Source organism: Clostridium collagenovorans DSM 3089, from assembly GCF_900130005.1.
GTDB lineage: Bacteria > Bacillota > Clostridia > Clostridiales > Clostridiaceae > Clostridium_D > Clostridium_D collagenovorans.
In genome coordinates this window covers 12697-37555 of the sequence record NZ_FQXP01000009.1, presented here as the reverse complement: position 1 = coordinate 37555, position 24859 = coordinate 12697, and the positions used below count along the sequence as shown (strand labels likewise).

The window sequence follows — 24859 nt, the reverse complement described above, 5'->3', positions numbered from 1 at the left end:
TATAAACTAGATTCACATAACTAACTTTACATAACTAACTTATAATTAATTAGTCTTTAAATTACTATAAGATTATGAGTTATCGCAACAATCTCCAGCGCCACTTTCTTGAGCAAATTTTAATTTGTCGTGTAGAATTATTTCAAGTTTAGTTATTGCACTAATCATTGATTCTACTGAACAATTTACTTCTATTAAATCTTTAATTGGTAATTTTAAAGCAATAGCCTTTTGAATCTTTTCACCTTCAGCATTTAAAATATGAGCAAGAGCAGTTTCTTCAAGTGCTACTGATTCAATAAGATCAGTAATAGCTTGTTGATAAGGAGTGTTTGTGCATACCTTTACAGAAATTGTTTTTGTTGTTGTTTGACCCTTACTATCAGTAACGCTATAAGTTACTGAATACACTCCAGGTTTTGTTGTATCAACATTATTGAAAGTTACAATTATTTTACTTGTAAGATCATTACCTTTACAATCTGTTGCTGTTACACCATCAAGTGGATTAAAGGTAGATCCGGTATGAATACATTGATTGGAAGCATTAATAGTTGGTGGACCACAAGGCTTTTCTACTAAACCAGCATTAATATCTGTTCTATCTTCATGAGCACCTAATGAAATAAGATTAGTAAAGCCAGTTACAGGATCTGGACGGCTTCCATTAGGCTCAAAAGCTTTTTGTTGAGTAAGGACAAATTGTGGTGTTGGAATAAACTTTACAAAATAGTCATTAGGATCTAATTTATCAAAGATATAATGTCCTGGATCACCAGCTAAATCAGAGGTTGTAGTTGTTGCAAGTAGAACACCAGTACTAGAGTATAATTTTACAGTCACACCATTTACACCAGGTTCACCTGGATCATGGAAACCATTTTTATTAAGGTCGTTCCATACAAAGTTACCTATACTCGATTTCTTTATAGCAACAATACCAGCATTGATGTCTGTTTTGTCTTCATGAGCTCCTAATGAAATGATATTAGTAAAGCCAGTTGTAGGATCTGGACGGCTTCCATTAGGTTCAATAGCTTTTTGCACAGTAAGCTCAAAGCCAGACATTGGAATAAATTTAACTTTATAGTCCTTTGGTTCTAATTCATTAAAACTATAGTATCCTGGATTGCCAGCATAATTTGCTGTTGTAGTTGTTGCAAGTAGAACACCAGTACTAGAGTATAACTCTACAGTTACACCATTTACCCCAGGTTCACCATCATCATAAATTCCGTTTTTATTAAGATCCTCCCAAACAAAGTCTCCAATACTTGATTTTGTATTAGGAACAACCCCTGCATTAATATCTGAAATTTTTTGATCCTTTGAAAGTGTAATAAATGAGGTTAAACCTGTAGTAGGATCTGGTTTACTACCATTTGATTCCATTGAATGCTGACTAGTTAAAACATAATCACGAGAAGGGATGAATTTTGCTTGATAGATTCCTTCTACAAGGTTATTAAATAAATAGTATCCAGCTTTTCCAGTAGCATCGTCAGCTGTAACTGTTGTATCGATTAACTTTCCAGTTTCAGAATAAAGCTCTACCTTCATACCATTTATTCCAGGTTCATCAGGATCATAAAGTCCATTTCCATTTAAATCAATCCAAGTGAAATCACCAATACTACCAAGGATATTCTCATCAATTTTTATACTAACTTTATTAGGTTCTGTTGGAAGTAAAGGCTCAGTTCCACTACTTGTAACTTTATTTGCTCTTACTGCATAGGAGTTATAAGCAAGCTTGCCTAATCCTATACCAACAGGGGCTTTTGCTCCAATGTCAACAATTAAACGGTCATATGGGTTTAAGATAACAGAGGCACCAGTTGTAACTTTAATAGAGCGAAGAGTTGTTATATCTTCTGGAGGTATTAAACTCCAATCACCAGTACCAATTGGATTTCCTAGCTCATCAAAACGTTTAGGATCATTACTAGTAGAGTATTCAATAACAATAACAGGACTTGGATCTACTGGGTCACCAATGATATTTACAATTTGTGCTGTTACTGCTGAGGTTGCATATACTTCAAACTCAGAACCCCTTTGCTCACTTGTTAAGATTACACCTGTATCTCCTAAATAAGGTAAAATATCAACGATTTCAATATTCTTAAGAGTAACTGGTTGGTTATTTGTTACTTGAAGACGATATTTAATATTACCACCTTGAGGAGTAAGGCCGTTGCTCTTGAATTCAAGATCTTTTTCTCCTTGAACAAGTTTCTTAAGGGAAAATTCTGAAGTTGATAATACTACTCCTTGTAATTCTGAATAAGATAATTTATCTGTAGTAGTTAGTCCATCACCATCTAAATCTAGAGGGTCATCTACATCAGAAGATACATAGTAGACATTATTTCCTGGCATACCTAGATATCCTTTGTTTGTAAATGAGGATGGAGCATCAATTTCAACAAAGGCTTTAAATATTAATTGAATAGTAGAACTGCTAGGAAGAGTGTAATTTAAGAAACTCCAGCGTAGAAGTGTTTCACCAGTACCTAAAAAGTTAGGAAAGACTTCTCTACTTGGAATAGGGATTGGGAAGTTTGGCTCTCTTGAGTCATAGGTTAGTCCTGTAGTTAAGTCAGAATATAAAAGATATTCACTATTTTGGACATATCTTAATCCCTTTGGCATAATATCTATTAAAATAGGTTGAACTGTAATTGTATTTAGTGCTTCTGCTTTTAAAATTACATTGAATTCTTCTAAAGGGTAATATGCTGCTTGATTTGGACTAAAAGATTTTGTCATAACCAAATCAGAAGCACCGTTTACAAAAGATGAGCATATATCTGTTTTACTTATACTACCAGAGGATGCAGTTACACTATTATGAATAGTAGAATTTAAAACTGCTTTATAGTTTGTAAAGCCACTAATAAAAAGTGTATGACTTGAATCTGTAGCATCCAAGTTTTGTGCAGTTAGTTTTATCTTTGTAATCCTATCTCCAGAAGGAATAAAAGGAATTAAATCTGTATATGGGTAAGAACCATTAGGAATATTTTCAGCAATTGGAACATAATTTGTAGGATTAGAGTCAAAAGCAACAAAAATACTATAATTGATTAGTCCACTTGATGCACTTAGACGTAAAGCTGAAATATCAACTTCACTAGGAAGAGTATCTTCTAGTACATAATTACTTAAAGTTACATTACTTGTATTGCTGTTAGTTATATCGTAGTTCATAGGAGCACCAATCATGGTTGTAAGTGCACCTACAGCATATAATAAAAATCCTGCTTGAGATGGATCGTAAACAGACATAGTAAGAGGTGCATCATTTCTATCATTACCACTCATACTCCACTTACCAGTATTAACAAAGGTTTCACCAGGACTTACGGTTGAGCTTACCTGTGCTTTAAAAGTTATATCATAACGTGCACCACTGTATTTTGAAAGGTTAAAGGTTAAACTATTGCCAGTCCAGTAGCCAGTTACATTATTGGCAGATGGATCTGAGTAACCACCAGAAGGTACGTCATTTCCGATTGGTATGAATGAAGTAATTGGAGAAAGCTCTGGTGGCAATACATCTGTGATTACTACATTATTTATAGTAGCACCTGGGTCACCATTATTTGTTAAGGATAAAGTAAAGGTTACTTCATCATTTGGATTAACAACACTTGAAGGTTCAGCAGATTTTGTCATGAAAAAGGCTTCAATTAGTTTAAGATTTACTGTAGGTGCTGTTGCTTTAGCTACAGTTGAATCATCTGCAATAAGATCCATTTTATTAGTAAAGCTATCATTATCTACTCTACCAGGACCAAAGAAGCAAGCAAAGGTAAAGGATAGAGATGTCCCAGCGTTTACAGGACCTAAATTAAAGGTTACCTCAGTTCCACCAGCTACGGGATTTTCACTTATACTTTGTATTTGTCCACCAACAGGGGGAAGAATATATTTAATTTTACTTGGGAAAACATCAACAATTTTACCTGCTTGTGCAGGTTGAGATAGTCCACTGTATGATGCATTAACTGTATAAATAAAGACTTCTGAGCCAGATACTAATGTTTTACTAACGGTTTTGGTTATTTGAGCCATAGTTATTTCCTCCTTATAAAGTTTAAGACGTTCTATATTATATTATGAAGAGATTAGAATTTATGTGACATAAATCAACTATATAATGATTTTAATTACAAAATTATTGGTAAAATAAGGGTTTCAAAAGCAATAAAAAGTTTAATAATGTAAATAAATACAATAAATTCATGAGAATTTAAAGATTTTTGAAAGTATATATGTTGCATTAAATAAAATAAATTCATATTTTATAGGATAAAAAAATTAATATTGTAATAAATTGGGTGATGCACGTTTAATATTGTAAAGTATATATAAATCCTAATTAATATTATAGATTGACATTAATTCTTGTAGGTATTTTATAATCAGTGTTATGGCTAAATAGAATGAAGAGAGTTTATTGAAATATATACAATGAAATTTTAAGTTCTCTTATAATATAAAAAAACCTTTTATATATTGAATATATAGTAGATAAGATAAAATTAAAAAACTATGCATTTAAAAAAGAATATGTGAATAAACATTTAAAGATGTGAAGTTTAGTTTATATTAAATTTAAAAATTACTTTAAAATAGAATCTACTTTAAAAGTAAGTAATTTAAGTAAGACCTACTTAGAATAGGAACTGTTTTAAGGAAAAGTAACTTAAAATGGAGATATTTAAAATAGAGGTATGTTTTAAATAGAAATTAGGTTAAAGAAAACTACTTAAAATAGGAACTGTTTTAAGGAAAAGTAACTTAAATGGAGATATTTAAAATAGGATATGTTTTAAATAGAAATTAGGTTAAAGAAAACTACTTAGAATAGGAATTGTTTTAAGGAAAAGTAACTTAAATAAGAGTTATTTAAAATAGGATATGTTTTAAATAGAAATTAATTTAAATAAGAGTTATAAGCTAGAATTCACAGGAACTGAAGAGAAATACTATAAAACTATTTTCAATATTCCTGTAATTAAAGCTTTAAAGGGAGGCTTAATAATGAGTAAAGAAGAAAAAATTAAAAAGCCAATTTATAAGAGACCTTGGATTTGGGTTTTAGCGGTTATTGTTGTTTTAGCTATCTATGGAAGTAGTCTTGGAGATAAGGATGATTCTGCTACCAATTCTGGTGTAAAGGTTGAGGATTCAGATAAAGAACAAGCTAAGAAAGATGAAACTAAGAAGGACGAAAAGAAAGAGGAAAGCAAAATAAATTATGAAAACTTCTTAAAAATAGAAATGGGTCAAAGCTATGAAGATGTAGTTGCTTTATTAGGTGAGGGAACTCAAAAGACTTCTTCAGAGGTAGCTGGAGTAAAAAGTGTTTTATACTCATGGAAGGGAGATGGAATAGCAAGTATAAATATGACAATTCAAGATGGAAAAGTTTCATCAAAGGTCCAAGCTGGCTTAAGTAAAGAGAAAGTTGATTTGAACTTAGAAAAATTTGAAACTATAAAAGATGGTATGACTTATGATCAAGTAAAAGAAGTTTTAGGTGAAGGCGTATTATCTACTCAGTCAAAAATAGTTACTTCTAAACATGAGATTTATTCTTATAGTAGCAAAGAAGCAGGGATTGCAACTATTGGATTTATTGATGGAAAGTTAAGTTCTAAAACTCAAGTTGGATTAAAATAGTTTTGTTTTAATAATATATGGCTTAATGAAAATAAGAACTTAAAATAAACACATAAAAAGCTTATAAGATATTTTAAAATTTAAAATGTATATTTTACAATAAATAAGATTTAATTGTTTTAGGTTATATCTTTATAAATAGGCTTTACCATAGTTAAAGTTGATTATGATTATAAATACATTAATAAAAAACATTATTTTATAAAAAACTTGCAATAAAAAATTTTTTTATAAGAAAATTTTTAATTTTCAATTACATGATTTGTAAAAACATGTAAAAATAATTGCATTAAAAGTTATGAATATATATGTTTGGAAGTAGTATATATATTCAAAAAGTTCAAATAAAGGTTTTATAGTAAAGAGTGATTATTTTTAAAACTAATTAGGTTATAAATTCAAAATAATAAAAAGTGCGCAATTAAATTGCAGCACTTTTTATTATTCTAAATAAGTATTTAGGAGTAAAAAATTTAAAAAAGGTTATATATATAAACTATTATTAAAATTTAAGCTTTGAATTAACAACATGGAGAGTTTAAAAATTAACTCATAACTTTTAAATATTTAATAATAGTCGGGGGCAAATTTAAATTAAATCTTAAATAAACACATAGTTACCTAAGAAAACTACTAATATAAGCACGTTCATGCTCAAGAATACATCTAAAGATAAATTATAATTTTTCATCACTCATCACCTCTATTGTAATTATGTACAAAATTGGAATTAATTAAACATAAATAATTAAAAAAATTTAAAAGTTTAAGATAAGAGGGGAAAAACTCTCTAAAGGATTTATGATGTTAGACATATTTAATATGGTTGTAGAGGATTTTAATTATAGGTATCGGTATAGTTTATAAAGTTACTTAAGCAGAAGATTTAAAAGAACTTTTAAATTTGTATAGAAAGTATTACTAAGCTGTGAATTTTTTTCTTTTTATAAGTTTATAAAAAATAGTGCATATGAATTAATATTTTATAAGATAATAAATATGCAATATGCAAAAAACACTGCATATAATTATGCTTTGAAAATGCATGGATATTTATATTAATAAATTCATAAATTGTTAAATGTAGTAAATAAGGCGCGTTTTAAAGGTTACTGAGTAAATTGACACAGGTAATTTGCCTGTAATATAATGTTAACCAGAGGTTATAATTTGATAAACTTTTAGGGGGTGAAATTATGGAAAAACAAAATAAAAATTACATAATGCTAGTTAAGGATTATCTGATTATTTTAGTAGGTATTTTTATGGTAGCTGGGGGAGTATACTTCTTTTTAATGCCTAATGACATAGCGGCAGGTGGAATAAATGGTTTAGCAATGGTTATAAACAAATTTATACCAGCAATACCTGTTGGGGGAGCAATGTTCTGCATAGACGTAGTATTGTTTATTGTGGCTTTTTTAGTTATAGGAGCTAACTTTGGAGGTAAAACTATATTTGCGAGTTTATCTCTATCTAGTACGATTTTCATATTAGAAAAAGTTGTACCAATGACTAACCCTTTAACTAACGACATGTTCATAGAATTAATCTTCGGTATCATAATTCAAGCTATAGGTATGGCTCTAGTATTCCATGCTAATGCATCTACTGGAGGAACAGATATTATTGCTAAAATTATAAACAAATATACTCATATGAACATTGGTAAAGCTGTATTACTTGCTGATATAGTTGTTGTAATGTTAGCATTGCTTGCATTTGGATTTAAATCAGGATTATATTCATTATTCGCTGTTATCTTAAATGGATTAGTTATTGATAAGGTAATTGAGGGCTTAAATGTTTGCATGGAAGTCAAGATATTATCTGATGAAATCGATAAAATTGAAAAATTCATTTTAGATGAATTAGGAAGAGGCGCTACCAGATATTACGGAATGGGTTCTTATAGTAGAAGAGATATGGAAGTATTAGTTACTATTGTTGATAGAAATGAGTTTTTAAAATTAAAAGCTTATATTAAAGAAACAGACCCAGGTGCCTTTGTATCTGTAACAGAAGCTTATGATACTTTAGGTGAAGGATTTAAGAAATTAGCTTAAGGTAGATGAAATATAAAATTAATCTCTCTAAGATAGTGTTTATGCTATCTTAGAGAGATTTTTTATTTATATATTGTATTAAGTAAACTTCAACTTTATTTTTAAGTTTTTAGTAAATAAGTTTTATTTCTGTATTTTAACTTAACCCTTCTTATATATTCTTTAAAGCATTTAGAATAAATTTAATTATAAAGACCATTAATAATTGTATAAAAAACTGTAAAGAAATCTTTTGAATCATAAATGTTTTGATAGAATAAATTCAATTAACATACTTTACTAGTTGCTTTAGTTAAACTAAGGATTTTCAGAGTAGATAGTTGTAATTTAATAAGCTAAACTAATATAGAATAATTAATTAACTATAGAAAAAATGTCCCTCCTAAATGCTTAGGTTGGACATTTCTCTAAAGTCTATCTCATATAATTTTTACTATAACAAGGTATATAATTAAGAGAAATAACTATATAAATAAATCTACAAATTCAAATTTAACTGTATCTACAAGTCCTCTATTAGTAAGTCTAAGCTCTGGTATAACAGCTAAAGAAATAAGTGCTGTAGTCATGAAAGGTGAAATCAAATCACAGCCAAGAGTTTCCCAAGCTTTTTCAATTCCTTTAAGCTTCTTAGCTATTTCTTCTACAGGCTCATCAGACATTAAGCCAGCTATAGGAAGTGGTAACATAGCTAAAACTTCACCATTTCTAACAGCTATCATTCCGCCACCAACTTCAGCTAATTTATTTGCAGCAAAGGCCATATCCTCATCATTAGTACCAACAACTAATAGGTTATGTGCATCATGTGCAACAGTTGATGCAATAGCACCTTCCTTTACTCTTAAGCCTTTAACAAAGCCTTTTCCCATAGTGCCAGTCTTTTTATGACGTTCTATAACAGCTACTTTTATAACATCATTTTCAAGATCGATTTGAGCTAAATCATCCTTAATAGGTAATTCTATTTCTCTATGATAAGTACCAACTTTAGCTTCTATGATTTCCATTACACGAAGCTTGGCCTTATTAATATTTTTAACAGGGCATTGAATTTCAAAGTCCTCAGCCTTTAAGTTAGCTTTTATGTGCATAGTGTTTTTAACATCATCATAAGAACCTTCGGGTATTGAAAGAGTTGTTTCACCATTCTTTGCAACAACTTCTCCATTTATTAAAACTTCTTCTACAGAAACCTTTGTTAAATCACTTAATAATACTATGTCAGCACATTTTCCAGGAGATACAGTACCTAAATCTCTGCTCATATTAAAACATTCAGCTACATTAAGAGTAACCATTTGTATAGCCGTAATAGGATTTACACCTTCTTCTATAGCTCGTCTTACTATATGATCCATGTGTCCATCTTCAATTAAAGTATCAGGATGTGTATCATCACTTACCAAAGTTATAAAACGAGGATCGATATTATGCTCAGTTACAGCTTTTATTGTTTCTTTTAAATCATGCCAAGCAGAACCTTCTCTAACTTGTACATACATTCCAAGTCTAGCCTTAGCTAAAGCATCTTCACATCTAACAGTTTCATGACAACATCTTGCACCAGATGCAATATAAGCATTCAAACCTTTACCAGTTTCAGGCATAGAGTAATGACCAGTAATTGTTTTGTTAGCTTTAAGTGTAGATTTTAATATTTTATGAACATCAGGATCACTATTTATAACTCCAGGGAAATTCATCATTTCACCAAGTCCAACGATTTTCTTTAAGCTCATAGCTACATCAACTTCTTGAGGTCCTAAAAAGGCTCCGTTATCCTCAAAGAAGGGTGTAGCAGGAACACATGAAGGCATAGTAGTAAATACTCTAAGAGGAACAACCTTTCCATCCTCAATCATAAGATCCACACCCTTCATACCTAAAACATTGGCAATCTCATGAGGGTCCATATAAATACTTGTTGTACCATGAGGCATAACAGTTTTTGCATACTCTCTAACAGACATCATGCTACTTTCAACGTGTATATGTCCATCCATAAAGCCAGGGCTTATATATAAATCAGTTGCATCAATTACCTCAGTATTATCGCCAATACAATGAGAAGCATCTCCAACTAAAGCAATTCTTCCTTTAACAATAGCCACATCAGTATTAGGTAGAATTTCTTTAGTATTTACATTTACAAGTTTTCCGTTTTTTATAACTAAATCTGCAGGTTTTCTACCCATTGCCACGTCACATAAATCTTCCGTTACTTCCCATAACTTAAAAGTCTTTTTCATAATAATATATCTCCCTTACCGCAAAATTTTAAGTCAAATTATTATTAAACCAGTTAAAATTATTAAGATAATATCACTTTTGATGAAGCAATGCAAACTAAAAATCAAAAATATATGTTAATAAACTATGAACAAGAATAAAAGGGAGAAAGTTTTAATAAAAGTATATAAAAATTAAAAAATAAAGAAAAAATGAAATATAAAAGTCATTAATAAGCACGATAAGAAATAAAAAAATCATAGAGGAGGTAAGTGGAATTAAATTCAGGAAATAAAGAGGGAAATATAAACATTAATAAAGAAATCCTTAAGAGGCATAAATAAAGATAAAAAAGGGGTGTCGCATTAAGAAATTTATATACAACATATTGTATTTATAAGTTATCTATAAATAACAATATGCTATTATATTTATTCTTAGTGCAACATCCCTTTGAAATTACTATGTTATTTTGAAGATATAAAACTTGCTGCAGCACCTATAATTAATACTACAACAGCTATTACCCCTTGAATTGAAAAAGTAAATCCAGGGTAAATAACAACTAAAGAACCTAATACAAATCCTAAAATAGCAGAATAAGTAATTTCAGGTACCTTTTTAAGAAGTATATCTATTAATTTAGAAGTTGCTAAAACTCCCACAAGAACCCCTAAAGCTACAGGTATTAATATAGGAATATTTAAATCAGCAACTGCACCTAATATACTATAATAAACCCCAAGTAAAAGAAGTACAAAAGAACCACTTATTCCTGGAATAATCATAGAACCCGCTGCTACAACTCCAGATAAAAACAGTATTATAAAAGAAGTAACAGTAAGTCTTGTAAGCTCTAAACCACTACTTGGTGGAATTACAACCTTCATAGCAACAATAATTAAAAGTGCAATAACAAAAGAAATAATAACCTTAGGATTTATACCCTTAGTAGTTGATTTCTTATAAATAAGAGGAGCACTTCCAAGAATAAGCCCCATAAAGAAAAAGTTAGTTGGAATATTATAATTTTGAAGTAAAAACTCAAGTAATTTACTAAAACCTAAAACACCAACACCAGCACCTAAACCAATAGGTATTAAGAAAAGCATATTTTCTTTAAATTTCTTAGTTAAAGTACTAATTGCATTTATTAAATCATCATATAAATCAAATACAACAGCCATAGTACCACCACTAAGCCCAGGTATGATATTAGCAATACCTATAATCATACCCTTAAAGAAGTTTATTAAATTTTTCATATGTATTCTCCTTTAAAGCCAATATATACTAAGCAAAATAAAACTAAAATATCAAGATTAATACAAAATCAAGAGTCATATAACATTAAAATCTAATATAATATGAAGATTCATGAAAGATTAAAACCTCATTAAAACCCAGGTTTCATTTAACATTAAAACCTCATTAAAACCTAAGATTCATGAAGGATTAAAACCTTATTAAAACCTAAGATTCATGAAGGATTAAAACCTTATTAAAACCTAAGATTCATGAAGGATTAAAACCTCATTAAAACCTAAGATTCATGAAGGATTAAAACCTCATTAAAACCTAAGATTCATGAAGGATTAAAACCTCATTAAAATCAAGATTCATGTAGCATTAAAACCTTATTAAAATCAAGATTCATACAAATTAAAACTGAATATATAACACTAGAAAACATAAAGCTTTCATATGCAAAAATACACAATATTAAAATCTTATATGCAAAACAATCAAGATATTAGCTTATTAAGTGCAAAATATATATAAATATTTATATTTTTATTCATATTGAATATTAGTACATAATTGTAAAAAATACAAGTAAAATTATTCATAACAAATTATTAACGTAACTTAAGATACAGAAAACAAAGCAGAAAAATTATAAAATAAGATTACAATAAAAGTATAAGTTACATAAAGAAAATTATACTTATATAATAAGAAGAGAAAATTATAAGGCTTTATATATTTAAGCATAATATATAATTTTTTAGTTAATCATGAAAACATAATAGGAGAATTTAAATTTATATGGAGTTTAAGCTTAAATTAGTACTTATTTAAGGTAAGATGTTTTTAAAAGAAAGTTTAGTTAAGTAGATATATTTTTAATAGAGAACTTGAGGAAAGCTTAAAAGAGATCTCTTCAAGTTTAGAAAAATGGATTTAAGATTAATATGAAATAATATATAAGTATAAAAATATAAAATTAAAAGAAAATGAATCAAGGTTTAATTATTTTATATAAAGGAAATTGAAAGAAGATAAGAAAAGGCTAATAATTATATATAATAAAATTATATATATATTCTAATAAACAATCTTCATTGTATTTAGAGTTAACATCAACTGTAGAATAAATAAAACCATTGCTAGGAATGTAAAATCTTAATTAGAACTTATAGATAAGAAAAAATTAATTACTTTAATTATGAAAGAAATCAATTAAATAATTTAGTACATAGTAAAAAGGAATTATAAATAATGGGTTATGTGAGAGTTGGGTACTTACAATACAAATCTCACTAAGGATAAGAAAAGGAGGTGAAATTTAGTGAGAAACTGTACATATAAAACATTTTCTCGCTAAATATTAAATATGGATAAACACTACGGGAATTTGCAAAAAATAAGAGATGGAAAAAGAACATACGCTATAACACCACACATTGTTGGAGGATTTATAACACCAGAAACCCTTGAGAAAATAGCAAAGGTAACTAAGAAATATAAGGGCGTTATCAAATTAACCAGTGGGCAAAGAATATTAATTACAAACTTAAAGGAAGAGGACATACCGCAAATATGGAAGGAGCTTGACATGGTTCCAGCAGTAAAAAGTCCTTATTCCGTTAAGAATGTTGAGATATGCCCAGCAGGATTTTGTAAAAGATCTAAATACAACACAATACCAATAGGAGTTAAGCTAAGCAAGAAATATCATGGTGCAGAAATGCCAAACAGAACCAAAATAGCAGTGGCAGGATGCCGAAACGCCTGTGGTAGCGCCTATGGAAAAGACGTAGCTGTAATAGCAGATAAAACAGGATTTATAGTAGCAGTTGGAGGATCAGCAGGATTCCATCCTAGACTTCCAGACATAATAGCAAAGGACATAAGCGAAGAAGAAACCCTAAAACTTGTAGACAAAGTCTTTGATTACTATAGAGAAAATGCAGAATTCGGAGAAAAATTAGGACTATTCATAGACAGAATAGGAATAGAAGAATTCAAAAAAGGAGTATTAAGCTAAAAGAGAGGCATGGTTTTAAGAAGTAGAAATCTTAAAACCATGCCTTAAAATTATGCCCTTAAAAAGTTTGTTTGTTTAACAAAAATATTATTAGCAAAAAAGAAAATTTATATGCAAAATCAATAAAAATCTTAATCAAACTATATAAACTTCTTATTAAAATTCAATTCTAAAGCACAGATATATACTATATCTATTTATTAAGCTTCATAAGAAAATACTATATCTTTAAGAGGATAATTTAATAGTAATAAGCTATGCATGTTTTAATAAATAATCGTTATTCTAAAAAATAAACTTAAGCTACAACCATTGAACTATCTATATTTCTAGGTTATTTATCTATATTTTTAGAGATAATATAATAAAGTAAACTATATACTTAGCTTATAATCTCAAAATATATTTAAAAATACAGCCAGAGGAACTTCTAAAAATCCCAAGAGAAATTGGAGGATTAAAAGTAAAATAAGTGAAAAGCATGATACTCAAACTTATTAAAATAAATCCTAAAATATTAAAGTTTACCCCTAAATTCCTATAAGTATAAAGCTTATAAGACACTATCTGAGAAATTATACAACCTATAAAAAACAAAGAAATATCAACCCAAACCATAGATTTACCAGTAAAAAAAGTATAAGCATAAAAAACTACAACAATAAATAAATTACAAGTAAGTACACCTACAGCCTTAGATAAAAAATAATTCCTACTTATGTCCTTCAAATAATGCCAATCCACAACTGAAAACAAAAGCAATGGGTAAAAGCTAAGCTTCAAATGCTCCCAAACACTCTCACTAACAGGAGTAAAAATCCCCACAAAACAGTTATTGCCAGACCATTCATACACAAAGTGAAACAAACTCCCCATAACACACATAAAAATGGCACAAGCAATACACCAACCCTTAATAGCCTTTTTATTCACAAAATCATCTCCGTAATAATTGATAATAAACACCTTTCATAGATAATGTACAAAATTAATAAAACTCATCATTTATAGTCATATATACTTTTCAATATTAAAACTACATTGCAATATTTTGATGAAAATTAGTATTTCACTATAAAAACATCAAAGTAAGTAAAGTTTACTTAATGCAATATGGACTTAAGAACAAAAATCAACTTTAAATATAAGGAATATACCTTATTGAAATCTATATTTAAATAATATTAAAGCTACAATATTATTTAAAATTAGATTACCTTTAAACATTTCTCTTAAGCATATAAAATAGTTGAAATCCATCTAATGCAATATATATTAAAAAATCTGAACTTTATGTAAGAAAACAAAAAATAATTCCTAATTTAATTTTTAACTTAATATAGAAACTTTATACTTTCAGTCCAATTAAAAATAAATATGCATTAAATAAAGAGTACATCTTTAAGTTTTTGTAAAAATGAGATATAATTTTGTATAAATAGTAATTTATACCCGAAACATTTAAAATAATTGTTTAAACTTACACTTATTTGACACCATGAGAAGAACATAAAGAAGATCCAAGAAATATCATGAATAAACTAAATAACATGTATTTGTTTAGGGCTAAGAAGCAAGGAGAAAGCTATAAAATTTTATAGAGATAACCAAGGCTTCAAAAAAGATGAGAAACGCGACAATCCAGAGAGAATATTTTTGACATACCAAGAATTAAATTTCAAGTTTATCCCGTAGATTTATTAGTAAAAGACATAAAGAAAGAAAATTCACCAAGGACAAGCAGTGTCTTTAGTGGAATAACATTAGCATACAACGTACAAGAGAAAGAAAAAATTAATAAAATCATAGGAATTGCAAGAAAATTAGGAGTAAAAACAGTCAGAGAGTTAAAAAAGTATTTGGTGGTGAATACTACGCATATTTTATAGAGCTATATGTATGACATTGGGAAGTAGTAGGGGAACAAGATTTAAATACTATAAAGACGGAATGCGGAAGTTTGAGGAATAGATAGGGAATGAAGAGAACCGTATCACAAGTAAATGAGGTTTTTAGTCTTAGATATTGATATAAATTACTTAAAACATATTTTTATAGATAAAAATAGCGTATCATAAATAAATATTATTATGTTTTAAAGTATATTATAATTGTACAATAGATTATATAGGTGAATTTATATATTTGATAAATTGTGGGAGTGGGAATCTAAATGAGAAATATAAAAATAAAAAAAAATAAAAGAGTTAAAATAAAGAGAGAGGTAAAAGAATTTGTACTTAAGTTTCAAGAAAATGTTAAGAGGCAATTGACTTTACTTAAAAAAATGGATGTAAATATAAATGAAGTATTCCCAAAAATATTTTGTAATAAAGAAATGTCTTTTGAAGCTATTTACTCTATAGATAAAGAACATATTTTAATTAGGATGATATCATCTGATAAGTTTGAGTATAAATTTAATCTTGTGAATGGGGATGTTATAGATTATTTCGATGAAAGTGGAACATGGTCAAGAGGGCCAGTAGCTTTTAAAATTCAAGATTGTTTTGGTGTAAATCTCAAAAATATTAACATTATAGGTGGAAAGCCATTTAGTTTAGATGGAGAAATATTTATTACTTTAGATGGTATGGAATTTAGTTTGCCAAATGATAAAAGAATAACTTTAGAATATGCAAGTATAATGTCATATAAAATATTTTTAGAAAAATTAAGAAATATTGATATTTTTGTAGATAACATTATATTCACATATTTTGATTATTTCAAAACATATAATGAAAAATTAAATTTAAGTGAAGACACAAAGATAGAAGAATATAAAAATCAACTAAAAATTGTAGGAGATAAATTTTTAAAGCTTATTCATGATACTAATACAAAAGAATTAGAGATAGACAGTTTTATAGAGAAGAATCCAATAATATTAGAAAAAGGATTGGATATAATTACTCCAATTCATCAAGTAGTGTTAACTGATATTTTTGAAGAATATGGACAGGACTTAAAACCTGATGTAATCGGTTTTAATAAATATACAAATGGGTGGAGTATAATTGATTATAAAAGAGCAAAAAGAAGCTTAATCAAAAATAATGGAAAAGTAAGATGTGCATTTAAGTCAGAAGTTAATGATTTAGAGGCTCAGCTTAGGGATTATAGAGAGTATTTTAATGATTCAACAAAGAGAAAAGAATTTTATAATAAATACAAAGTAGATGTAGAATATCCAGATACTATAGGAATAATAGGTCTTATAGATGAAATTGAAGAAAAGCAATTTAATAGATTGATTTTAGATAAACCTAAGTGGTTTAACGTTAGAACATATAATTATTTAGAAAAAAAGTTTAAAGATTATATACAAGATTCAATAAGTTTAAGTTAATAATATAGACATCATTTGCAAGTGATATGGTTTATTTTTCATTTTTAAAAGCAATAAAAAGTGCATAATTATGGTGATTAATAGTATGCAAAAAGGAGGCGGAGAATAATGAATAATAGAGAAAATTTTAAAAGTGAAATTAAAAAGTTTAGAGAATCAAATAATGAAAAAAATAATGTTTATAATATCATGAATTGACTCGTATTACTATAGTTGGTTAGGTGAATTTGGAATAGATAGAACTGTTGTATTTGATGCAGAGGAAGAAGACCTAGCGTATCATAGTAGAGTATTATATATAAATAGATTTAAATAAAATAAATAGAATTAAGGTGTGTGAGTAAAATGGTAGTTACAAATATTATGCCATGTATAAAGGTTACAAAAGAGAATAATATGAGTGGTATGGATATGTATATTGATTTAGGGTCTAAGATAAGAGTTACAGATGATGAAGGTAAGATATTAGAAGGTAGAGTGTTCTCTTTAGAGTTAGCTAAAGATGAGGAAGAGGATGATATGCTATATATATTATTAGATAATAAAAAGCAATTTAGTATAGGTATAAGTTATATAGTAGATATAGAAAAACTATAATTGTATGCATGGGGGTATGTATAATGGAGAAATCGATACTAGATATATTAATAGAAAAAAATGAGTTTCCAGTTATATTTATTGGGTCTGGTATTTCGAAGCGATATCTTACTGGGTATCCAAGTTGGGAAGAGTTACTTGAAGAGTTATGGAATAAAACAAAAAATAAAAATTTCTTTGGTCATTTGAATAAGATAAGGGAAAAGCTTAAGCAAGAGGGAGTTACTGATGATGGAGAATTAGATTTTTTAGTTAATACATTAGTAGCTACAGAGGTTGAATCTAAAGTTAATGAAAAATTTTATGATGAAAAAATTGAAATAGAAGGATTATCTCAAAAGGAAGCATATAAACAGTCAATATCCCCTTTTAAAAAATTATTAGCTAATAGATTTTCTAAATATCAGATTAGAGAAAATTATAATAATGAATCAGTAGAATTTAAAAATATGTTAATGAAAGCACAAATAATATTAACGACTAATTATGACACTTTTATAGAAGATGAGTATAATAGTCAAAGTAAATATGGGATTAAAAAATATATAGGGCAACAAGGATTTTTTAAACAAACAATAGGATATGCAGAACTTTATAAAATACACGGTTGTACTACAGAAGCAAGTACATTAATTATTAATGATGATGACTATAAAAGGTTTGATAAAGACTCTGTATTAATAAGTGCAAAAATAATATCGATGTTATTACATTCACCAATAATATTTTTGGGATATTCACTTACTGATAGAAATATTAGAAAGATAATAAAAGACTTTACAGGGTCTCTTAATGAAGAAGAAAGAGTAGAATTAGAAAAAAGATTGATAGTTGTACAATGGGAAGATGGGATAAGTGAAATAAAAGAGGAAATAGTTATAGATAAAGATTTAGGATGTAGATTAACTGTTGTTAAAACAGATAATTTTTTAAAGGTTTACAAAAAATTATCCACTATAAATCAAGGAGTAGCTCCATCAGAGGTGAGAAGATATCAACATGTTATAAAGCAGTTAATAGTTGAAAGAGGTAGGGTAGGAGAGTTAAATTCAATGCTTGTTTCTCCAAGTGAATTAGATGATATTGAAAAAGTGATAGGGAATAAAAATATAGTGGTAGCAATTGGAGATAGTAAAATAATATTTAATATGCCTAATGTAGTAGAGTATATATATGATTATATTTCCGATGAAAATGAACAAAATATAGATACAATATTGAGATTTATTGCAAGTCAACAAGGAAAGTCTATATTACCAATTTTAAGGTATGTAAATGATGAAAATATTGATAGAAGTAACTTACATGAAACTGAAAAGAGAAAATTAAGAGATAGACTAAGAAAACAAGGTAACTTACGTGTGCAGATGGAATCTTTACTATATAAAGCAGAGTATGATAGCATTGAGAAGATAATAAGAGAGAGTTTTGCTAAATACAAGGAATATTCATTGATAGCATATAATTTTGATAAAATAGGCACTGAAAAAATAAAAGACTATATTTTAGAAGAGATTAAAAAGAGTAAGGATAATGGAGAGATAACTGTAGAGACAAACTTGAGAAGGTTATCATTAATATATGATTTAAAGAAAAACAAAAAGTAATTATATGGTAAAACCTCACTTAGTACTGACACGGAGAAGCGTATCTGTGGAGAACCAAAATTATTAGAAAAAATAATTAAAAGTTAAGTGTGTTAAGTTTTAGAAGAACAGCTGAATTTATTTCAGTTGTTTTTATTATATATAGAAAAAATATGTTTTCAAACTTTAATATGGAATTTATTTAAATAATGTGTAAAAAATAGAGATATTATAAAATAAATTAGGGAATACAGATAAATTGTATAAAATTTATGGTACAATTATACATAATATTGTTTAGTAAAAGTGGTTTAATATCACTTAGTATATAGTTTGAATTTGAATACTCATATAAATATAATGACATTTAATTAATGTTAAATGAGGTGGGGGAGAATTGAAAAAATCAGCTGAGAGAATTCAATTTATAGCAGATTATATTTCTGCATATGAAGAGAAAATAAAGTTACTTAATATAAATGGTCTTTTTGATGCTGCTAAATTATTTGAGTTGTTTGCAATTGAGGTAGGAAGTCTATACTTTGGGCAAAGGTTAAGTAATTTAAATGTTGATACATATACTTATCCATGTGTTGATTTGATATCTCAGGATATGGAAATATATGTTCAAGTAAGTACTGCTAAAGATATTCCAGCTAAAATAAAAAAAACACTTGAAAGCATCCGGGATTCAAAGAAAACTGAAATTAATAAATTAACAAATGTAAAGTTCTTTATGCTCAGCAATGATAGTGAGGAAAAAGTAAGAGATTACATAGGTAATGATTCGATAGGTAATATTTCATTTACTAAATCAAATGACTTAATAACTACAAAGGATATTCTTCAAAGAGCAACATTTGATATGAATTTCCAAATTGCTTTATATGAATTACTTAAAAAGGAAATTGAGAGTATTAAAGATAATTCATATAAATATAAAGAGGCTGTAGATTACAGTAAAAGTATTGGGTTAGCTAATATAGATTGCAAAATAAATTACGAGTATGAGATAGATAGAAGTGAACTTATTTCAAAGATAAAGATGGAAAATCATAAATATATTTCTATACAAGGATCAGCAGGAAGTGGGAAATCTGTTCTTTGTAAAAATATTGTTGAAGGAGAGAAAAATGTTATTTATGCAAGAGCAGAACGCTTTTTAGAGGAAAATGACATAAATAATATTTGGGGATTTAATGTTAGGGAGACGCTTAAATATCTGAATGGGAAGCCTATTATATTTTTTATAGATTCACTAGAATTTATTGCTGATATGCGTACAAAATTTGATGTATTACGTGTACTCTATGAATGCACTAAGGAATATCCAGAAGCAAAAATAATTACTTCTTGTCGTACAAATGATAAGAATGCTTTTATAAAAATTGAAGGTAATTACTCCGTTTATTCATATGAGGTACCAGAATTAACAATAATAGAACAAACTGAAATTGCGGAAAGATACCCAATTATAAAAAGAATGCTTGAAATGAAATCATATGCTGAACTTCTGAAATCACCATTCTATATAAATTTAATAGTTTCAGAAATTGCTAACATTGATAATATTTTTGATGAGAATCAATTAAGAGATCATATCTGGCAACATATAATTTGTTTAGATGATAGTGATATTGAGAAGGTAATTAATTCTATAGTCTTTACTAGAGCTAAGGAGTTTTCAATTGGTGCAATTAGTAGTATCTATGATACTGAAATAATAAAAGAGCTTGTTTCAAAAGGCGTTTTAGTTAGAAACTTAAAGAGTGTTAGGTTAAAGTATGATATCTTTGAGGATATTTGTTTTGAACAGTATTTGGATAATGAATTTAATAAATGTAAAGGTAATTATAAAGACTTTTTTAATGAAATAGAAACATTAGGTAGATGTATTTACAGACGATATCAAATTTGGATTTCAAATAAATTATTAGCGAAGGATAATAGAGAAAGATTTCTATATGAATTAGTTTTTTCAACTAACATGCCAAACGATTGGAGAATGCAAACTGAAATAGGGTTAGTAAAGTCGAGATATTGTTGTCAATTTTTTAGTGAATATGGACAAAAGATCATTAGAAATGGAATGATAAATGAATTTATTAAAATAACAAATTTATATGGATTTGAGATTAGTAATGATTACTTTCAGAAGTATCCGAATTATATAATGTTAAAACCTAGTGGAAACGGTAGATTGAGTTTAATAAATTTAATTTTAGATAATAAACTATACAAAAAAAATGAAATTATACTATCAGATGTAGAAAAAATTTGTACAGATTATTCTAAGTCGAAGTTTTATGAGGAGAAAACTGCAGAAGAAGCTTGCGAGATTTTGGAATATATAATTGATAAACATATAGAAGAATTTAAAAGTGGAGAATATTATAAATTAGGTGATATTATAAATGAGTTACTTACGCCTGTCTATCAAATGGCAGAATATTCAGTTGAGTGGATAAAAGGGTTTTGGGAAAAACTGGTATATTACTATAAGGGAAATAATCGAAGAGAGAGGAGATTCGCGGAAGATATTATTGTAGATACCCTTAAATTTAAACATATGAAACTAGCTGAATATTTACCAACGGAATTATGCAATCTTGCAGAAATGTCTTGGACATATTCCCCAGTGAAAAACTATAATCAATATGAGTTGGGGGGGGATGGTAGGGATAGGTATGGTATATATTACCAGTATGGTCTAAGTGAAAAGGCAGAAGCGTATGAGAATGAATCAAGTAGGAGCAATGTAATACAAAGCAATTTTTTTCATATATTATTCAGAAGAAATTTTTGGATAGGATTAAATTGGGCAATTAATTTCGTTAATAATGCAGTATTAGAGATAGAGGGAAAATGTGAAGGTGGTTTATTAAAATATGAAATTAATTATATAGATAAGAATATAAAAAAAACTTACCTAGGTTTGCCGGAAATGTGGCTAGTAACGACAGAGCAACATAGTATGCCAATAGTTATAAGTGATCTAATATATTGCTTGAAAGAAGAATTGAGAAGTGTAATAGAAAATGATGCTGTAGTGAATAAAGAAACAGTTAGATTCGCTGAAAATGTTAGGGAGTGTATCTATGAAAAATCTAATAATATAGCATTATTAACAATAATTGCTGATATAGGAATGGAGTTTTTTGAGAAATTACCTGGTTATGCATTAGAACTAGCAACAAATATTTATATCATCCATAATGACTTATCAAGATTTTCTTTATCAATAAATAATCCAGTGAAGGAAATGCTTGAAAAACAAATGTTTATGAAGGTAGGTATACCATTTCCACTCGCAGACAGATATAATAAGAAGAATATTGATCAATATAACTTATTGGATTATGTTAGTAATATACAAATTTTTGGTAATGATGAAATCAAGATAAAATGTTACAAGATTTTAGACTATCTGTATTCGGTCGTACCAAATGATAAAGAAAACGCAACTAATCATTTGCAAATTCAAAAAATGGATTTACGAACTGCAAATGTAGTGAAGATTGACAACAATACTATAGCATTATATCCAACTATTACTGGAGAAGCTGAGAAAATAACAATTAAAAATGAGAAACAAAGACAACCTGAAAAGGATATTGCAAAATTAATTAATAATTACAATCAAATGATAAGTGAAAATAAATTTAAATTAAAGGATTCGCTTGATGCAATAGAATTTATTCTAGAAAAAAGAGTAATTTGTATTATTCCACAAAATTATGATAAAATTCTTGTTGATTTAATTACTATGGCTTTAAGTGACAAGGACCTAGATAGTGACATAAGAGCAAGATTAAGTCAATTGTGGATAGATGGAATAAAAGGTTACTTTTTAATGCAGAACTTTATTTTTGAATATAGTCATTCTTTGGTGCTATTTTCACAGGTAGATACAAATGTTTGTCATACAATCAAGGAACAAATAAAGAAACTAATTCTGGACTTAATATTATATAAGAGACACGATGGCGTAGTAGCGCAAATAGCACGTTATGCGAAAGTATATTTAAGTACAAATGAACAACTTGCAAAGTCTGTATTTAATACAATCTGTAAGTTTGCAGAAGATGAAATGAATCATCAAAAATTTAATGCTGAATATATATATAAATATAGAAAAAATGAAAATTTCAAATTTACACCAAATACACAACCAAAACTTTCAGGTGTTGATTCCTATATAGAAAATGATAAGAGGGAAAAATATAAAGGTCAGAGTGATAAAATAATTTCAGAATATTTATATAATAACACTACACTTGATTTAGTAAATTTTGATATGGATAATTATGATATTTCCACTATGTGTTATGCTATTAACTGTGGTTTAACTTTAGGTGATACCAATTTTGCAATGCTTGTTAATAAGATATTTAAAGGTATGATTAATATATGGAAAATAGCTGATAACAATCATAATAGTCATGAAATACTGGGAGTTTATCAACTTTTTGAGGTTATGGAATTTTTTCAAAGAGAAATAACTGCCAGTGAGTCTAGGAGGACTATAGTTTTAGATATATTATTTACAGAGGTTGATTTTTCGATGTTTACTAACGAAACTATAGAGTTTTATCTGGATGTGTTTGGAGTATTACTATCAGAGTACTTTGATTCACATAGTAACAAAGAAAAGCGTGGTAATTGTGAGGATATTATTTTTTCGCTAGAAAGTAGGATTGCAGAAATAAAGCAAGAACAAGTTAAAGTCAAGTTATACAAATCTCTTATACTATCTATTACAAGGTATGGAGGGAGCGGAGATTGGAGCAAATGTTCATCAGGGTATTCTTATCAAGATAAGCAATTTTTAAATAGTTTATTCAGCAAGTATGGTAGATTTCATTTAAAAGAGATGCTAGATACGATTTATAAACTTCATTTAGATGAATTACTGCCAGAGATACTTTTATCAGTAAGAGATGCATTCAAAAATATTCTACCAACAAATAAATTATATACTAATACTTTTGCAGGGATAGTAAGAGAGAAAAAATGGATTGTTCTAACTTTGATAACAAAGGCTTACTTAAATTTTAGTGATATTATAAAAGATGATTATGATTTGACGGAGTCATTTGAAGAAATTTTAGAGATGCTTATAGAAATAAATTACGAAGAAGCAGCTACAATTTTAGATGAATTTAGAGTCCATTAAATTTATAAGTAGTGAAATTTTACAAGACTCTTATGAAGATTCATATAAAAGCTATGTAAATGAAACATATAAAGAATACAATGACCGTAATAATGTAATTTTAGCTGGAAATATATTAACATATATTGATACAAATTTCTAAAAGTTTAATGAGTTTTTAGTTATAGAAAAGAATTATAAACTTACATGATAATAAAGGATCAACGTTTTGGGCGTTGATCCTTTAAATAGTATACTCTAGTTCCATTAAAACTTTTTATAAATTTTTATCACATCAATAAGATCACAAGCATCATTTATTATTACAGATGAAGTATCATTTTCAATTATACTATTTAATAGTTGTAGATCTTTAATAGTTGTAGATCTTTAATAGTAATACTATCTGTATTTATAGTACCATCAGAATTAACTTGCATTTTAGAATAAATAACATCAATAGCCTTAGAATTACTAGAATTATTAATAATAGCTAGTAGTTCTTTATAATGTACCTTAGCAGCATTTAGTATTTCCGTTGATAATGAACTAAATAAAATAGATTTCATTTGTGAAATAATAACTTGAGCATCAATAGTATTAAGGTTAGTATCAGCAATATTTAATGTTATTTTTTCATCTCTGATGTGATAGTAATAATATCTCTGTGTTTGTTTAAATTAATAAAGTTTTTCATTTTTAATCATTTCCCTTCTTATTTGAATTTTAATTCTTATGTAATATAAACAGCAATTTCACTCATTTTAAGTTTTCATATAGATTTTTTTATAAAAATTATCATTAGTTGACTAGAATTTAATATTTACAACAAGTCTAAGCTTAGAATGTTATAATATAGGTAGTGAGTTTAAGGAGTAAAATGGGTGTGTTTAGGTAGTTTAACAA

The 24859-nt window shown here is 27.7% G+C and carries 12 protein-coding genes; 7 read left to right on the top strand and 5 right to left on the bottom strand.

The features are described from left to right. Positions 1-72 precede the first annotated feature (72 nt). Entirely contained in the window at positions 73-4080 is a 4008-nt protein-coding gene (locus BUA48_RS11395; RefSeq protein WP_072832188.1) for an SdrD B-like domain-containing protein, read from the bottom strand. A 972-nt stretch (positions 4081-5052) separates the two neighbouring features. Between BUA48_RS11395 and BUA48_RS11390 the strand changes: the two genes are divergently transcribed. Together BUA48_RS11390 and BUA48_RS11385 are read left to right on the top strand one after the other, a co-directional pair. Continuing rightward, complete coding sequence (locus tag BUA48_RS11390; protein WP_072832187.1) at positions 5053-5694, top strand: DUF3862 domain-containing protein; 642 nt, start codon at positions 5053-5055, stop codon at positions 5692-5694. A gap of 1196 nt (positions 5695-6890) precedes the next feature. Beyond that, positions 6891-7760 (top strand): YitT family protein, encoded by an 870-nt coding sequence (locus BUA48_RS11385; RefSeq protein WP_084666288.1) that lies wholly within the window; start codon positions 6891-6893, stop codon positions 7758-7760. 464 nt (positions 7761-8224) lie between these two features. On the opposite strand, the gene ade is transcribed toward BUA48_RS11385, so the two are convergent. Both ade and BUA48_RS11375 read right to left on the bottom strand, forming a co-directional pair. Further along, a complete protein-coding gene (ade, locus tag BUA48_RS11380) occupies positions 8225-10012 on the bottom strand; it encodes an adenine deaminase (protein ID WP_072832186.1) in 1788 nt (595 codons plus the stop codon). A gap of 447 nt (positions 10013-10459) precedes the next feature. Beyond that, positions 10460-11257, bottom strand: coding sequence for a DUF368 domain-containing protein (locus tag BUA48_RS11375; protein ID WP_072832185.1), 798 nt, complete (start codon positions 11255-11257; stop codon positions 10460-10462). Positions 11258-12609: 1352 nt separating this feature from the next. Between BUA48_RS11375 and BUA48_RS11370 the strand changes: the two genes are divergently transcribed. After that, positions 12610-13263 (top strand): nitrite/sulfite reductase domain-containing protein, encoded by a 654-nt coding sequence (locus BUA48_RS11370; protein WP_072832184.1) that lies wholly within the window; start codon positions 12610-12612, stop codon positions 13261-13263. 387 nt (positions 13264-13650) lie between these two features. On the opposite strand, the gene BUA48_RS11365 is transcribed toward BUA48_RS11370, so the two are convergent. Next, positions 13651-14196: a DUF6512 family protein gene (locus BUA48_RS11365; protein WP_084666286.1), complete on the bottom strand. Its 546-nt coding sequence runs from the start codon at positions 14194-14196 to the stop codon at positions 13651-13653. 1240 nt (positions 14197-15436) lie between these two features. On the opposite strand from BUA48_RS11365, the gene BUA48_RS11355 reads away from it, so the two are divergent. The 4 genes from BUA48_RS11355 (at position 15437) to BUA48_RS11340 (ending at position 23974) form a co-directional block, all read left to right on the top strand. Then, complete coding sequence (locus BUA48_RS11355; RefSeq protein WP_072832183.1) at positions 15437-16615, top strand: Shedu anti-phage system protein SduA domain-containing protein; 1179 nt, start codon at positions 15437-15439, stop codon at positions 16613-16615. 345 nt (positions 16616-16960) lie between these two features. Further along, positions 16961-17212 (top strand): hypothetical protein, encoded by a 252-nt coding sequence (locus tag BUA48_RS11350; RefSeq protein ID WP_072832182.1) that lies wholly within the window; start codon positions 16961-16963, stop codon positions 17210-17212. A 23-nt stretch (positions 17213-17235) separates the two neighbouring features. Beyond that, the gene (locus BUA48_RS11345; protein WP_084666284.1) at positions 17236-18819 is read left to right on the top strand and encodes an SIR2 family protein; all 1584 of its coding nucleotides are present in this window, start codon (positions 17236-17238) and stop codon (positions 18817-18819) included. Between the two features lie 376 nt (positions 18820-19195). Beyond that, positions 19196-23974 carry an SMEK domain-containing protein gene (locus BUA48_RS11340; RefSeq protein WP_072832181.1) on the top strand — a complete coding sequence of 1593 codons (4779 nt, stop codon included), beginning with the start codon at positions 19196-19198 and terminating at the stop codon, positions 23972-23974. Positions 23975-24309: 335 nt separating this feature from the next. Here the strand turns inward: BUA48_RS11340 and BUA48_RS15400 are convergent, their stop codons facing one another. Next, positions 24310-24522 (bottom strand): hypothetical protein, encoded by a 213-nt coding sequence (locus BUA48_RS15400; RefSeq protein ID WP_143147716.1) that lies wholly within the window; start codon positions 24520-24522, stop codon positions 24310-24312. Positions 24523-24859 lie beyond the last annotated feature (337 nt).

Excerpts from the sequence above, each read along its gene's own strand:
- BUA48_RS15400 (WP_143147716.1), bottom strand. The coding sequence starts at position 24,522 with ATGAAATCTATTTTATTTAGTTCATTATCAACGGAAATACTAAATGCT.
- BUA48_RS11355 (WP_072832183.1), top strand. The coding sequence starts at position 15,437 with ATGAGAAATATAAAAATAAAAAAAAATAAAAGAGTTAAAATAAAGAGA.
- ade (WP_072832186.1), bottom strand. The coding sequence starts at position 10,012 with ATGAAAAAGACTTTTAAGTTATGGGAAGTAACGGAAGATTTATGTGAC.
- BUA48_RS11395 (WP_072832188.1), bottom strand. The coding sequence starts at position 4,080 with ATGGCTCAAATAACCAAAACCGTTAGTAAAACATTAGTATCTGGCTCA.
- BUA48_RS11370 (WP_072832184.1), top strand. The coding sequence starts at position 12,610 with ATGGATAAACACTACGGGAATTTGCAAAAAATAAGAGATGGAAAAAGA.
- BUA48_RS11350 (WP_072832182.1), top strand. The coding sequence starts at position 16,961 with ATGGTAGTTACAAATATTATGCCATGTATAAAGGTTACAAAAGAGAAT.
- BUA48_RS11345 (WP_084666284.1), top strand. The coding sequence starts at position 17,236 with ATGGAGAAATCGATACTAGATATATTAATAGAAAAAAATGAGTTTCCA.
- BUA48_RS11385 (WP_084666288.1), top strand. The coding sequence starts at position 6,891 with ATGGAAAAACAAAATAAAAATTACATAATGCTAGTTAAGGATTATCTG.
- BUA48_RS11375 (WP_072832185.1), bottom strand. The coding sequence starts at position 11,257 with ATGAAAAATTTAATAAACTTCTTTAAGGGTATGATTATAGGTATTGCT.
- BUA48_RS11390 (WP_072832187.1), top strand. The coding sequence starts at position 5,053 with ATGAGTAAAGAAGAAAAAATTAAAAAGCCAATTTATAAGAGACCTTGG.